Source organism: Myxosarcina sp. GI1(2024) (assembly GCF_053543375.1).
Window position 1 is genome coordinate 303,589 of record NZ_JBKGTY010000003.1, and the last position, 14,723, is coordinate 318,311.

Consider the following 14,723-nt stretch of genomic DNA (forward strand, 5'->3'; position numbering starts at 1 on the left):
AGAAAGTTCGACCGATATAGTTAATTTAAAATAGATGACTACTCAGTCACATCATGCTCGGGTTATACTCTGGCACCTTCTCTCTTGAGATAGACCTTCTCAAACTCCGTAGACAATTACAGAATTCAAGTTTTGCTTTTGGATTTGAAGTCTGACAGTCAAAGAACAAAGAACATTTTCAAGACAGAGCGAAGATAAATTATTGCTCTTTTCTTCTTCTGGCTCTGTTCGCATACTTTCTCGTTACTGATTACTTTATAGACTCAAAATCTCTTCGGTTCTTTTACCTAGTTGAGAACTGATAACTGTCGCTCGATAGTAGCCAGAGAAACTTGCTCGAAGTATTGCTGTTGAAATTGCTGTTCGGCGATCGCCAGTTCGAACTCTCGTAATTCTAGTGATAAATCTTCCTGGAGTTGGCTTTTGTGCCAATTAAACTGATATAGATCCTCTGTTTGCTGCAGCTGGAATCCAAGCTGAGAGAGGGTTTGCAAACCGACATTTAAAGCGCGATTGCAGAGGTTTAATTTTTCTTTGAGCTGCTGGTGGCTAACGGGCTTGTGGGTACGACTTAAATATTTAGCAATTCCGACTAACTGCTGCCAAACAACCCGAGCATTTAAAGCTTGAGGTGCGCGATAAGCCAAAACTAATTTACGGTTGCGGGCGACAGCCTGGCGATATTGACGCTGGATTTCCGTCCAACTTGAAGGGCAGTGCTCGAGAACTTCTATTGCAGAAGCAGTTTCTCGGCAATCTAAAGCGGTCGAATTACGACGGCAGTCGATAATTAAATTTGTCTCCTTAGTTGCAGTTTCTCTAGGTAACCCATCGTAGCGCGATCGCAATTCAATTAAGCGAATTTCGTATTGTTTTTGATAACTATTAAAGTCGAGTTCGGCAATAACGTCGCAAGGTTGAGTTTGAGGAATTTCGTCGCGATAATGCCCCCACCAAACTCCAGGAAAACCCTCATTGGTAGAATCATCCCAAAGTTTAAAACTAGTTTTGATATATTGTATTTTGCGACCGCTATAGTCTGTAATATTACTGTTCCAAACGTTGGTAAACCAGCAGTTTGCGATTAGTAATTTGGGAATGGGATTGCCCATACCGCAGGGCTCTAATAAGTTTAATTCGTAAAATAACTCTTTACCCAACTCGGCAACGGTAACCGTTAGGTCTGCGACGATGTCGGGTGCGATCGCCATTGTTGCTTCTTGCTGTCTTAGCTCTTGATTAATCGCTTCGGTAAATAAAGGTAGATTTTCTAGGGGCAAGCTCAATCCTGCTGCAAAAGGATGGCCGCCAAAACTATGCAGCAAATTGCGCTGAGATTTTACTAACTGATAGAGATCGATATTGGCAATCGATCGCGCCGACCCTTTGGCGATCGCATCACTGCCGCTACTCAATAAAATTGTGGGACGACTGTATTCTTGGGCAATTTGTCCTGCAACTAATCCCAAAACTCCACCCTGCCATTGGGGATCTTCGAGGACGATAACTGAAGTAGTAGACAAGTCGAGTCGGACTAGTTTTTGTTTGACTCGTTCGGCAACGTCTTTCTGTAAGGCTTTACGGCGAGTATTGGCTAGTTCGGTTTCTGATGCTAGTCGAGCGCAAAGATCGCGATTGCCACTGGTTAATAGTTCGATACAGAAACTAGCATCTCCATGAATGCGACTGACGGCATTAATTCTCGGTCCAATTCCAAAAGAAATATCGGTAGGGCGATCGCCACTGCGACGGCATAATTCTAATAGTTTGGTCACCCCCGGACGAGTCGCGGTTTTGGGGTCGAGTTGTTGGCGTAGCTGCTCGATCCCTCTTTGTGCTAAATAACGACAGTCTCCTTTTAACTCCACCAAATCGGCAATCAGTCCAATTGCTACCAAATTTAGTAAATATTCTAAAGGCTGTTGGGGAACTTCGGGTAGAGTTTGATAGAGTGCTTCTACGAGTTTGTATGCCACTGCTACCCCAGAAAGATGATATAAGGGATGGTTGGTTGCTAAATAGCGAGGATTGATAATTGCCATTACTGGAGGGCGCGACTCTGGTAGGGTGTGATGATCGCTGACGATAATATCGATTCCCAGTTGGCGAGCATAGTTAATTTCGGCTAAATTAATGCTTCCCGTGTCGCAGGTAACAATTAACTTGGTTCCCGAGACTGCTAATCTTTCAATACCGGAATTATTTAAACCGTGAGATTCGCTTAAGCGATTGGGAATATAGTATTCAAGCTGTAAATACTGGGGAAAAAACTGCCCCAAACCATCCCACAAAATGCTGGTTGCAGTGATGCCATCGGCATCAAAATCACCCCAAATTGCCACCTTTTCTCCTGTTTCGCGGGCTTGCTGTAAACGAGCGATCGCTCCAGTCATTTCTGCGCCAAACTCAAAAGGAGAGGCAGGGTTATATAAATTGGGATCGAGAAAACCCAGTAATTGTTTTAAATCTCTAATACCTCTTTGCCACAATAATTGCGCCGCATATTTTCCTTCAGAGTTACGAGTATAGGGTTTTACTGCATCGATAAACCACTGAGGTATTGGTGAAGGAGTTACTAACTGCCATTGGGTTTGAGAATTCATTAACTACAATAACTAGCATCGTTCGGTCGTAACTCAATCTTAAATCTCCCCTGCATAAATCGATCGCCTCAAACGTATAAATTTTAAAGTCTTTCTCTGAAAATTATGTGAAAAGTAGGATGGTTTTACTGGTAACTATATCTCTCACTACGATCGCTAGCTATTTAAATATAGTTTTAACTGAAGAAATCAAAGCGCTATCTGCGGCGATCGTAGCTACTCTGGGTTTGGTTCTCAGTCTATTTTTTGCTCCTTCATCGCTCAAAATAATTTTATTAACCTGGTTGCTATTTTTTTATAAATTCAATGTAAAGTTTACTAACTAATTTTCTCAATCTATTTTTTCATTTACTCATCACTATTTTTATAAAGTTTTTGTAAAGAAGCTGCCTATTTTTTTAAAGGATTATTGTATTTGTGTTATTTGTGTATATTTAATACTAGCGGTTCTTAAATTTAATGTTAATATGTGATTGAAATAGATGATTTGTCTGGAATGAATGCTAATATATGCGATCGCGATCGCTATAAACATTTAAATGTTCGTGCTGAATTTTAGGCAAAATTATCTAATTTTTACAAATTTTGATTTGTTTTGTTCTCTCTTACACACGATTACGAATTTAGCCGACCATGAAAATACTTGGATTAATGCTTTTCGTTTCTCAAATGTTTTATTTAGTAGGTGGTTTTCCCCGCCTATTAGTTTTCAATCAGTTATTACATTTAGTAACGAGCCAGTTACGATTCTGATTGACAAACAAGCCGTTAAATTCGGCATAAATATTTCCAAGCTTATATAATTTCCTAGCTAAAATCTTAAGATTAAAACAGCTAGGATTTTTTTAGCAATAAAAGTAGCTAAATTAAAGTTATTTCTGAGATTTTACTTGGATTTTTCCTTAATTTCATTTACGATTGCTTGGGTGATAGTCTTGAGAGACTTTAGGGATTGGTCGAGTTGTTTTCGAGTACCAATTTATTAGGGGTCTATCCCAAATTGAAAACCTTTTCAGATTGGTCTGAGGCGGTCTACAAAGCTTTTGTGCTAAAATTTTTGAGTATTTTATTATAATGCAGCCAAACTTAAGCTTAAAGCCAATTTTTGGAGACACTACATGACTAGCAGTTACGGTGCAGATCAGATTCAAGTTTTAGAAGGACTAGAGGCAGTACGCAAGCGTCCGGGAATGTATATCGGTTCTACGGGACCAAAGGGACTGCATCATTTAGTATATGAGGTAGTAGATAACTCAATCGACGAAGCACTAGCTGGTTATTGCACTCATATAGAAATCGAGCTAGAAACCGATGGCTCGATCTCTGTAACCGATGATGGCAGAGGAATACCTACAGGCATTCATACTAAAACTGGAAAGTCTGCTCTAGAAACGGTAATGACAGTATTACATGCTGGTGGTAAGTTTGGTGGCGGTGGCTACAAAGTTTCTGGTGGTTTACACGGAGTCGGAGTTTCCGTAGTCAATGCTCTGTCGGAATGGGTAGAAGTAACCGTCTGGCGAGAAAAACAGATCCATGTCCAACGCTACGAAAGAGGTATTGCTCGGGGAGAGTTAAAAGTAACACCCAATAAACAAAACCCCGAACGCACTGGAACTTCAGTCAGGTTTTTACCAGACAGGACTATTTTTACTGAGACTACCACCTTTGAATATGAAATTTTGGCAAAACGGTTAAAAGAGTTAGCCTATCTCAATGCGGGAATAAAAATAACTTTTACCGACAAGCGAGAAGCAGAAATCCGTCAAGACGTATTTTGTTATGAAGGTGGCATTAAAGAATATGTCACCTACATGACTAGAGAAAAACAGCCACTCCATGAAGACATTATTTATGTGGCAGGAGAAAAAAATGGCGTTAACGTTGAAGTTGCCTTGCAGTGGTGTATAGATGCCTATAGCGATAACCTGTTGGGATTTGCCAACAATATCCGTACGATCGATGGTGGTACTCATTTAGAAGGTCTGAAAACGGTTCTAACCAGAACTATGAATAGTTATGCCCGCAAGCGCAATAAAATTAAAGACAGCGAGGCTAACTTAGGCGGTGAAAATGTACGAGAAGGTCTAACGGGAGTAATTTCGGTTAAAGTTCCAGAACCAGAATTTGAAGGACAAACCAAAACCAAACTAGGTAACACTGAAGTTCGAGGCATTGTCGACTCCCTAGTAGGGGAAGTGTTAAACGAGTATTTAGACTTTAATGTGAATGTTGGCGATGCGATTATTGAAAAAGCCGTTCAAGCTTTTAAAGCCGCCGAAGCTGCCAGACGTGCCAGAGAATTAGTCCGCCGTAAGTCGGTTTTGGAATCTTCGCCCCTTCCTGGTAAATTAGCAGACTGTAGTTCTCGCGATCCTCGAGAGTCAGAAATCTTTCTCGTTGAAGGTGATAGTGCTGGTGGTTCGGCAAAACAGGGAAGATCGCGACAGTTTCAGGCAATATTGCCTTTAAGAGGTAAAATCATCAATATTGAAAAGACTGATGATGCCAAAATCTACAAAAATACCGAAATTCAGTCGATGATTACCGCCTTAGGACTGGGTATTAAAGGAGAAGAATTCGATCCCTCTCAACTACGCTATCATCGCATCGTCATTATGACTGATGCCGATGTTGACGGGGCACACATCAGAACGCTGCTGCTGACTTTCTTCTATCGCTATCAACGGGAACTAGTAGACCAAGGCTATGTATATATTGCTTGTCCGCCATTGTACAAACTAGAACGGGGACGCAATCATTACTATTGCTATAGCGATCGCGACTTACAGCAGCGCATCAGTGAGTTACCGGCAAATGCTAACTATTCGATTCAAAGATTTAAAGGTTTGGGTGAAATGATGCCAGAACAGCTTTGGGATACCACGATGAACCCCGAAACTCGGATGATGAAGCAGGTAGAAATTGAAGATGCAGCCGAAGCCGATAGAATATTTACCGTTCTCATGGGCGATCGCGTCGCACCCAGACGGGAGTTTATCGAAACTCATGCACCTAAATTAGACCTTGACGATCTCGATATCTAATTTGTGTCATTATCTCATTGCCTATGGTTTGTTGATGTTTCCGATAGCTCTAAGAAAACCAGATTATTTGTCTGCGATCGCGCTATTTTTTGTCCGCTGGAGTGGAGCTATCGAATTACTTCAAAGCATTACGCATTCACCTACGCCAAGTTAATAAATGTCTAAGCATACTCAAGCTCATCTCAACCGTACGATAAAAAAGAACCAGCCAATGGCAGTCAGGCAAAAAACTTTAAAACAAATGCAATACTATATAGGAGCTAAGTTAATTGAAGTTGGCATAGATCCTCAATCAGTGATGTACCGCTGGTCGGTAAGCGACCGCCAAGATGAGCAAATTTGTACTCTTAGTGCTTTTTGGGGCGAGTCCTTAGAAAAGCTACTTTCAGGAACAGAACCTCTCACTGGTTCTGAGTTGATTGACTGTGCTAGAGCAAATGCCTCTTCTGGAGTCGAAAACGCAGCTAAATTATGTGGTTACGGTAGCGATGTCAGTCACTTTCAGTCGGCATTAAAAGAGACATCTCAACAAATGGAACTGTTTGCCGAACAACAAGCTAAGCTACGTCGCCTCATGGCAGAATAGTTTGACTGATTGGTTAAAAATTTTTCTATTTCACATCTTATTGGCGATCGCCAAATTTTAAGTATAGACCCAAGCAGTTAATTGAAGACAGTCCCGTTACCAACTGTTTCCAAGTTGAACCGGCATTCTCCGAGACAAATATGTCACCTTCATTAGTACCGAAAGCAGCTGTATTTTCTAGGGCAACTAGATTTTTGGTGTTGATATTGCCCGAAAACCATTGAGGTAGACCTTGCTGGCATTTTTCAAATCTTCCCGAACCAGCAAGTGGAAGCCGATAAATTGCCGCTCTGCAGCCGCGAGGACCGTCAGATACACTCATCAAAATCTGGTTATCGCAAACTGCTACAGCCCGTGCATAACTAGAATGAAGTCCATCCCGCTCGAATTGCCAGGAATTACCTTTATCTCTGCTAATAGCCAAACCCCGTCCTGTAGCTGCCAAGACTAAGTTGGGATGACTGTCTACGGTTATCACTTGGTGAACGTCGGCTTCAAGGTTAATCGTTGGCTGCCATGATTTCCCCCAATCTGTGGAGCGGAGAATCCCCCCTACATGGACGTTGACATAGAGATCGTTCTGCGACGACATCGCAAGAGTGCGAACTGCGGGAGGATCGCCCCAAGGTGTGTACCACTTAGAGCGATCTTCAATATGATCGAAGCTGTCAATAAAATCGATGCCACTATCCGTAATCCAGGCTAGATGAGCTTCTGAGGTTCCTACGAGAACTTTTTCTGTTAGTGGTAGGATGCAGTTCAGTTGTAGGTCTTTAACAGAAGCTACTTCAGTCCATTTGCCATTGTCAGTACGACAGCAGACCGATTTAGAGTCTCTCACTACCCAAAGTCCATCGTTATTATAGGCGAGGGCATTAATCTGATGTCCAGAGAGTTCTAGATGTTGCTGAGAATCTTTATAAAACCACAAACCTTCAGCCGTTGCCGCGATCGCCTGTAAAATAGTAGTTTTTCCTGAGGAAGGTTTGGAAGTTTCCCCCGATTGTTGTTTTGTAGTAACCATCTTGAATAATTTTTATCGATACTATATATCTATGGTAGTAATATAAATTCTCAACAAACTACGACCTGAGTCGTATTAAACTGCGTCTACTTTGAAACCAGTAGTTTTTTATTTTTCTACTTTTTCTAAAGTATCAATATCTGAGATACTAAATTCAAGATACAAGGGCAAGAGGCAAAGGGAAAAGGGATTTGGCTAAAACTCCAGTTCTCTATATGGAGGCGGTTTAGCCTCGATCGTTGGTAAGCTTAAAATGAAATTTTTGGTGACTTAAGCACTTTCCAAGGTAACAAAAACCAGGGAACTTTGATATTTGGTATCAGCCAGGTGTATTTTCTCAGTGTGGCTAATCAAAAGACTGCAAAAACTGGAGAGAACGTAAGGAAACGGGGTGCTCCTGCTCCCCATCTCGGTCGACCAAATTATATTCTTCGGCAACTTCGGCTACCATGCAAACCTTACCAGTGCGGCGCATGATGTTGAGTTCGGCAGCTAAAGCGGCGATCGGATCCTGAGTCAAAAAACTGTTGGATAACTATCGAGATCGTTCTAACTCCATTGTTGAACAGTTAATCCAGCCCTTTGTGCTGCTGTGGTTCCCCATTTAATATTGGATCGGATCCAATTGAAATAACCCACCACCAATCTGGTTGTTATTTCTGTTTGCTCCCATATCTTGCCAAACCTATTTTGTCCTCGATGCCACCTATCAGTTTGCTGTCTGACAATACCATTAGTTCGTTCTAGACGTTGAGTTTTATCTTTGCCCATATAATGCTCATATTTTTCTCCTAAAACTCGTTCGTATCCCCACCATTGTCTGTTCCAGTATTTACACAGTCAGCTTTCCCTTCAGTGATAACTACTAACTCTTCTAAAAAGCAATCCGTATGCTTTCCCACCCAAGCCTCTAAAATCAAGCCACTACTTTGATGGAACGCGGCCTACTAGTTGATTTCTGATTTAATTTGATTGTGTAGTTTTACTGATGACTATTTCTATCTGTTTGGGCAATAGTTGAATCATTATCTCGTTACAATCTTTGTCTCCAGTTAATCCGACATTGTCATGACCCGCATAATTTTTTTCTTTAGCTCTTTGTTGGTGATACTGTTTTTTCACCTAGCCACCCCCACCCAAGCAAAACTTTTAAAATCTCTTGATTTTGAAAACGGACTTTCCGGGCTCGAACGTACCCAGATTACGGAATGTGCCAGTATCGACGTTAGTTCCGAAGTTGCGCAAAGTGGTAAACACAGCATGCGTACTGCCGTCGACAATTGCGGCGAACGCGCCGAAGCAACCATTTTCATTCCGAAAAAAGAGAAAGAATATTGGGCTGGCTTTAGTTTCTACGTTAAAAGAGAGGACCTAAAACCCGGAAGAAAAGATTATACTCTTTTTCATCAAAATGTCAGTGTAGGCGCAGCACATGCTGACAAAACGCAGGACTGGACTTGTGGCCCTGCGAGGAAAATAACCTATGGCTTTACGCCGGACGGGAAATTTTCCCACCGGCTTTATTATCCGGGGTCAGGAAACAAAATGCTCTGTAAGTCCTATAGCAGTAGTATAAATTTCGATGCCTGGAATGAAATGATTCTCCATTTTAAGATAAGTACGGGTCGTACCGGCTTCATGGAAGGCTGGCTAAATGGCAAGCAATTTATGAAGTATACTGGACCGCTGACACGTAATTCGCTGCGGTCGCCAGGCTTGTGGAAAATGGGCGTTTATACAGGGGATCCCGGAAACGGCTCGCGGGTTGTCTATATTGACGATGTAAAAGTAGGGGATGCCAGTTCTTCTTATGAAGAAGTATCCTCATTGAGGAGGATAAACTCAGACTAAACATCATCTGCTATCAATTTATTTAGCTCCCTAAGCTGCTACTGCTGGGTGAGAGATAAGTGGGGTGAAGTTTTGAATGTCATTCTAAACGGGTGTATCTGCTTACTACCTGAGTACTACTTAAGTCATATTAATCTCGATCTGTGAATTTTATTGGTAAGCCTAAAAATTAAATTTTTGGTGACTTAAGCACTCCCCAAAGTAGCAAAAACCAGGGAACCTTGATATTTGGTATCAGCCAGATATATTTTCTTAGTGCGGGTAAACCAAAAGGCAGCAAAAACTTGAGAGAACGCAGGGAAACGGGGCGATCTCCATCTCGGTCGACCAAATTATATTCTTCGGCAACTTCGGCTACCACGCAAACCTTACCCGTGCGGCGTATGATATTAGGTTCGGCAGCTAAAGCGGCGATCGCTCTACCCACTAGTAAAGGACTTTCCCAATTGTAACCGTTGCCAAAAGTCGCACTAGCATCGGCTTCATCTATTTGGGCGGCAAAATTAGTAATATGTTCCGTACCCACAATTCCCGGCCAGACCGAAATCGAAGCGATATTATCGGGTTTTAACTCCTCCGCCATATCAGCCGCCAAGCGATCGCAAGCTGCTTTACCCGCACCGTAAGCAGCACCAAAAATGTAAGACATGCTACCCCAAGAGGAAATAGTCACAATCAGTCCCGATCCGCCTTCACTCATCAGACGCGCTGCTAAAACACTGGCAACATAATGACTGCGAAGTCCGACATTATTTACCGCATCCCACAGTCCGATCTCCGACTTCCAGAAGGGTTTGCCATAGGAATTTCTCAGTGCCCGAACTCCGGAAAAAACATTATTGACGAGTAAATCCAGTCGTCCCCGTTCTTCATGAATGCGCTCGAATAGTTGTCTCACCTGTCGATCGTTGCTATGGTCTACCTGGACGGGAACACAAACACCACCAACTTCTTCTACAGCTAGCTGAGTTTCCCTCAAACTGCCAGATACTTCGCGATCGTTGGAGCGTTCGAGACTACGACCAGTGATATATACAGTAGCACCAGCTTCTCCCAGACCGATGGCAATACCCTTACCGATGCCTCGTGTTGCACCGGTAACTAATGCGATCTTATCTTTAAGGTCGGTCATGATTGCTGTCGAGCGTAATAATAGATAACCGTGTCAAAATAATTTAAGCAAATTATTCGATAAATTGATTTGAGGTTTTAGCGGTCTTGCAGTTTATCTCTTTACTGTTAAGTGGCATAGGATTATTCCTCAGTATTTGGATTATAGTCCCCGCTCCTAACTATTTTCTTCTACCTCTAGGTGTAGTAGTTCCCGAAGTTAGTCCTTGGCTAGTTGGAATTAATGCGATCGCCGTAGTTATCGCTATCTTGCAACTTCATTATAGTTATCTTCTATTTGGTGTGGTATTAGCTGCTAGTCTGCTGGCTCTAGGTCTGAGTTTACTGCCCCTAATCCAGTTGCCCCAAGTCAATCGCCAGTTTGCCGCAGCTATGGAGACAGCCTTGGGAACGGATTATTTAGATAAGATACCTCAAGCAGTAAAGTCGCAAATGCGACCGCGACCGTTTATCCTAGCCGATGTTTTTCGCGGCATTACCCTAAAACAAGTGCGGGTACAAAAGGGGATTAACTTTGCTAGTCCCGATGGAGTTGAACTCAAACTAAACACTTACCGTCCCTTACAGTTAGGTAAAAATCCGGGAATTATCGTTATCTATGGCGGAGCGTGGCGACAAGGCAATCCCAATAATTACCAGACATTTAGCCGTTACATGGCAGCACGAGGTTACACGGTCATCGCCATTGATTATCGCCATGCACCTCAATACAAATTTCCCATCCAACTCAAAGATGTTCAAACAGCCTTACAATTCATCAAAGACCGCGCCGATATTTTAGAAATAGATTGCGATCGCCTGGCTTTAGTAGGGCGATCCGCAGGAGCACATCTGGCAATGCTTGCCGCTTATCAACCAGATGCCATCAAGTTTAAAGCAGTAGTTAATTATTATGGACCTACTAATTTACCTGAAGGATACCGCGATCCACCCGTTCCCGATCCGATCCATACCCGTGAAGTTCTAGAAAATTTTTTAGGAGGAACTGCCGAATCAGTTGCCGAGCTTTACCAGCAAGCGTCTCCAATTAATTATGTTAAGTCCGATCTGCCTGCTTCACTGTTAATTTACCCAGTACGCGACCACTTAGTGCAGGCAAAATATGGCAGGCAATTATACGCTGAATTCCAAGAGACGGATAGTCTTGCCATTTTGCTAGAAATTCCTTGGGCAGAACACGCTTTTGATGCCGTATTTGCAGGAGTTGGCAATCAGCTTGCCCTGTATTACACCGAACGCTTTTTGGCATGGGCATTTACCAGGTAGTAGGAGCGAAGCGACTTTCGGGAGTCACCGAGTATAAAAAAGTAGAAAGTAGAAAGCGCAAAGAAGTAGGAATAAATTTTATCCAAGTCTCCCAGTCTACCCCTTTCCTTTGCCTCTCAGTTTTCCTGTTTTTTTCTACCGTTCACCACTAGTAAAACTACGAACATCAATAAAGGAATCGAGACTGTAGACCAGCCGAGCGCTAACAACCAACTAGGATAACCTCCATAGGGAGTTCGAAGATCGGTAGAAAATTGAGCGGCAAGTAGAGCCACCAAAATAATCGGAACCAGATATTTAATAGAAAAATTCCACCATTTTCCCACTTGCCATTCGCTGACACTATTTATATATCTTCTCAGCTTCTCACTGCCATAGAGCCAGCCGACTAAAATTGTCTGAAAAATTCCGATTGAGACTAAATTATAGTTAGTTACAAAATGATCGATCGCATCTAAAAAATACAGTCCGGCTTTAGTAGTATAAATAGTTCCAGCTAAAAATCCCAGGCAGCAAACACCTATTGCAACTCGCGATACTTGCCAGTCACTGCGTTCGTCCAAAATCGCGGCATTTAAAGCCTCAACAATAGAAAAGGCACTGTCAATTCCCAGTGAAAAGAGCATGACAAAAAACATCAGGCTAAACAGCCAGGGAAGAGGCATCAAACTTAAAGCTTCGGGAAACACGACAAAAGCTAACCCAGGACCCGATGCTGCTAGTTCGGTTACGGGAGTATTAGTTTGTAGGCTCATATAGCCGAGAATGGCAAAAACGACAAAGCCAGCAAACAAACTGATGCCACTATTAATTAATGCAGTCAACCAAGTATTTTTAGCAATATCATCTTCCCTATCTTTATAGCTGCCGTAGACTATCATGATTCCAAAAGCTAGAGTAAGAGTAAAAAAAATCTGAGAAAAAGCAGCAGTCCAAACTTCAGGAACTCTCAACGAATTCCAGTTTGGGGTTAAATAGACCTGCCAGCCGCTTAAAAAACCGGGTAAAGTTACCGCTCGTATCAACAAGGCAAATAGTAACAAAACCGGTAGCGGAACGCTGTAGATCACGACTTTTCCGACGCTGTCTGTACCCCGGCAAACGCAGCAATAGATCGCGAGCCACACTACAACCAAGGCGAGTAGAACCTGCCAATTAATACCGCCAAAAGCACTGACGCGATCGCTGAGTTGCAAAACATTTTGATAGAAATAGGCTTCTGAATTACTCGACCAGGGGACTCGAACAGACGCTAGAAGATATATTAAGCACCAAGCCATAACTACGGTATAGTAGGAAACGATAATAAAACCCGAAATTAACGCAAAAATCCCCAAACTGCCAAAGTTAGAGTTTAATTGACGAAATGAACCAACCGTTCCTTGCTGCATCTTTTGTCCGACGGCAAATTCTAACATTAGTAGGGGCACTCCAACCACGAGTAAAGCAATCAGATAGGGAACCAAAAAAGCCCCTCCGCCATATTTCCCTACCAGATAGGGAAAACGCCAGACATTTCCCAAACCGACAGCAGAACCAACCGCAGCGAGAATAAAAACTGTTCTTGAAGCCCAACGTTGACGAGTCATTCGAGCGTCTCCTATACAAAATTATGTTCAATCTAACTGATATCTGGCGTTAGAGAATAATATGAGAAAGAAACTATCGCTATAAAACGACCGATGTTGATTAATCTTATTGGTGATTACGGTATTGGAGATCCTGCATTTGCTGAAGTCAGCCAACGCTTAAATCAAAAGCTTTCCTCTGCTCAAATTTATTGCTTGAGTGTACCGCCTTTTAGTACCTTAGCAACAGGATTTTGGATTGCTCAACTCGGTCTCAATCCCGGTGCATCCGATCGCCTAATCTATCATAACTGCGCTCCTCGCCAAGACAATCTCGAAGCGCGTCCCGACAATGAAGGAGAAGGATTGACCTACGTCAAGCTAAGTAATGGAGTACAAATTGTGGGAGTTTTGGCGGGTTACACTCTTTCATTTGTCAAAGAAGAAGCCGTGCAAATTAATAACATTGAAGTGTCTCGGGGAGGTTCCCAGTTTCGCTCTCGCGATGTATTTCCTCAAGCGGCAGCAGCGATCGCCATGCAGGATTATAGTCTGCTAGGAGATGCGATCGCACCAGAAGCAATTCCCGATCCACCCTTAGATCGCGTAGCTTGGGTTGATGGCTATGGCAATATTAAAACTACCATACCAGCCAGCAGCGTCGATCTACCTCTATCTAAAAAAGTCGTAGTCCGCGTTGGCGACGTGGTTAGCGATGCTGTTTATTCCGACGGTAGCTTTCGCGTCCCCGAAGGAACTCTCGCCTTTGCACCAGGTAGTTCTGGTTGGCACCGCAAAAATGGCGAGAAAGTAGTCTGGATGGAGTTGTTCTTACGCGGTGGTAATGCCTGGGAACGCTTTGCCAAACCCAAAGTCAATCGTCAGATATCTTATTCAAAATCGTAATCTTGTTAATAGAAACAGCAATTGCGAATAACTTCTAGATTAATTTTTAGCTACTCGACCGTCAATTTTCGAGAGCTTTTTTTATTTGGGGACTTGAATATGCCTTAGTTTATCAGGATTTCTCATAAAATAAATTGAATGTATGTGGCGCTCGCCAAACTCAAAAGTAACCACGTTTTGAATGCTGCCCTCAATAGAATCCATTATGCCTATTTGACTATTAACTATAACTAGCTCTGAATTTATAGTTAGGAATGAGCTTGCTACGACGTAAAGCGATTAAAATACGAGCGACTTTTGCCGTACCTCGCACTGGTTCGAGCAATGCCTTAACTTTACCGCCTCCATCTGACCAAATGGTGATATCTGCTGCCAATAGCTCGATTAATCCCGGTAAATCGCCGCGAGCGCAAGCGGCAATAAGTTTTCTCGCCAATCGTTCCTGTTGCTGAAGCGTAGTACTAAATCGAGAACGATTGTTTCCGAGATGCTGTCTGGCGCGTCTGACAATTTGACGGCAGTTAGCAGAGTTTTTGCGCACAATTTTACCAATCTCATCATAATCATACTCAAAAACCTCTCGCAGTAAAAATACCGCTCTTTCTACGGGGGATAACTTTTCTAGTATTACCAGAAAGGCGATAGATAAAGAATCAGCTAATTCAACTATTTCACTAGGTTCATCGGTGCGAGCGACTATTGGTTCTGGCAACCACGTTCCTACAGGGATATAATTTTTTT

The 14,723-nt window shown here is 42.6% G+C and carries 12 protein-coding genes and 1 pseudogene; 6 read left to right on the plus strand and 7 right to left on the minus strand.

What is annotated here, in order from left to right; translation table 11 throughout:
* Positions 1 to 287: 287 nt before the first annotated feature.
* Positions 288 to 2,603, minus strand: coding sequence for a single-stranded-DNA-specific exonuclease RecJ (recJ, locus tag ACLFKQ_RS14995; protein WP_449000608.1), 2,316 nt, complete (start codon positions 2,601 to 2,603; stop codon positions 288 to 290).
* Positions 2,604 to 2,722: 119 nt separating this feature from the next.
* Here recJ and ACLFKQ_RS15000 point away from each other — a divergent pair, with 119 nt between their 5' ends.
* From ACLFKQ_RS15000 to ACLFKQ_RS15010, 3 genes are all read left to right on the plus strand, one after another.
* The gene (locus ACLFKQ_RS15000; protein WP_449000609.1) at positions 2,723 to 2,929 is read left to right on the plus strand and encodes a hypothetical protein; all 207 of its coding nucleotides are present in this window, start codon (positions 2,723 to 2,725) and stop codon (positions 2,927 to 2,929) included.
* Positions 2,930 to 3,721: 792 nt separating this feature from the next.
* Positions 3,722 to 5,650: a DNA topoisomerase (ATP-hydrolyzing) subunit B gene (gene gyrB, locus ACLFKQ_RS15005; RefSeq protein WP_449000610.1), complete on the plus strand. Its 1,929-nt coding sequence runs from the start codon at positions 3,722 to 3,724 to the stop codon at positions 5,648 to 5,650.
* A 157-nt stretch (positions 5,651 to 5,807) separates the two neighbouring features.
* Positions 5,808 to 6,236: a hypothetical protein gene (locus ACLFKQ_RS15010; RefSeq protein WP_449000611.1), complete on the plus strand. Its 429-nt coding sequence runs from the start codon at positions 5,808 to 5,810 to the stop codon at positions 6,234 to 6,236.
* Between the two features lie 37 nt (positions 6,237 to 6,273).
* Here ACLFKQ_RS15010 and ACLFKQ_RS15015 read toward each other — a convergent pair whose 3' ends face one another.
* From ACLFKQ_RS15015 to ACLFKQ_RS15025, 3 genes and pseudogenes are all read right to left on the minus strand, one after another.
* On the minus strand, positions 6,274 to 7,260 hold the full coding sequence (locus ACLFKQ_RS15015) for a WD40/YVTN/BNR-like repeat-containing protein (RefSeq protein ID WP_449000612.1): 987 nt from the start codon (positions 7,258 to 7,260) through the stop codon (positions 6,274 to 6,276).
* Positions 7,261 to 7,606: 346 nt separating this feature from the next.
* On the minus strand, positions 7,607 to 7,780 hold the full coding sequence (locus ACLFKQ_RS15020) for a hypothetical protein (RefSeq protein WP_449000613.1): 174 nt from the start codon (positions 7,778 to 7,780) through the stop codon (positions 7,607 to 7,609).
* 29 nt (positions 7,781 to 7,809) lie between these two features.
* Positions 7,810 to 8,189: pseudogene (locus tag ACLFKQ_RS15025) on the minus strand (IS1 family transposase); the annotation flags it as partial.
* Between the two features lie 139 nt (positions 8,190 to 8,328).
* Here ACLFKQ_RS15025 and ACLFKQ_RS15030 point away from each other — a divergent pair.
* Positions 8,329 to 9,111 (plus strand): heparin lyase I family protein, encoded by a 783-nt coding sequence (locus tag ACLFKQ_RS15030; RefSeq protein ID WP_449000614.1) that lies wholly within the window; start codon positions 8,329 to 8,331, stop codon positions 9,109 to 9,111.
* A gap of 169 nt (positions 9,112 to 9,280) precedes the next feature.
* On the opposite strand, the gene ACLFKQ_RS15035 is transcribed toward ACLFKQ_RS15030, so the two are convergent.
* Positions 9,281 to 10,243: an SDR family NAD(P)-dependent oxidoreductase gene (locus ACLFKQ_RS15035; protein ID WP_449000615.1), complete on the minus strand. Its 963-nt coding sequence runs from the start codon at positions 10,241 to 10,243 to the stop codon at positions 9,281 to 9,283.
* Between the two features lie 86 nt (positions 10,244 to 10,329).
* On the opposite strand from ACLFKQ_RS15035, the gene ACLFKQ_RS15040 reads away from it, so the two are divergent.
* A complete protein-coding gene (locus tag ACLFKQ_RS15040; RefSeq protein ID WP_449000616.1) occupies positions 10,330 to 11,508 on the plus strand; it encodes an alpha/beta hydrolase fold domain-containing protein in 1,179 nt (392 codons plus the stop codon).
* A 116-nt stretch (positions 11,509 to 11,624) separates the two neighbouring features.
* Here the strand turns inward: ACLFKQ_RS15040 and ACLFKQ_RS15045 are convergent, their stop codons facing one another.
* Positions 11,625 to 13,097 (minus strand): sodium-dependent transporter, encoded by a 1,473-nt coding sequence (locus ACLFKQ_RS15045; protein WP_449000617.1) that lies wholly within the window; start codon positions 13,095 to 13,097, stop codon positions 11,625 to 11,627.
* Between the two features lie 93 nt (positions 13,098 to 13,190).
* On the opposite strand from ACLFKQ_RS15045, the gene ACLFKQ_RS15050 reads away from it, so the two are divergent.
* On the plus strand, positions 13,191 to 13,982 hold the full coding sequence (locus tag ACLFKQ_RS15050) for an SAM hydrolase/SAM-dependent halogenase family protein (protein ID WP_449000618.1): 792 nt from the start codon (positions 13,191 to 13,193) through the stop codon (positions 13,980 to 13,982).
* 220 nt (positions 13,983 to 14,202) lie between these two features.
* On the opposite strand, the gene ACLFKQ_RS15055 is transcribed toward ACLFKQ_RS15050, so the two are convergent.
* Positions 14,203 to 14,694: a sigma factor-like helix-turn-helix DNA-binding protein gene (locus ACLFKQ_RS15055; RefSeq protein WP_449000619.1), complete on the minus strand. Its 492-nt coding sequence runs from the start codon at positions 14,692 to 14,694 to the stop codon at positions 14,203 to 14,205.
* Positions 14,695 to 14,723: the final 29 nt, after the last annotated feature.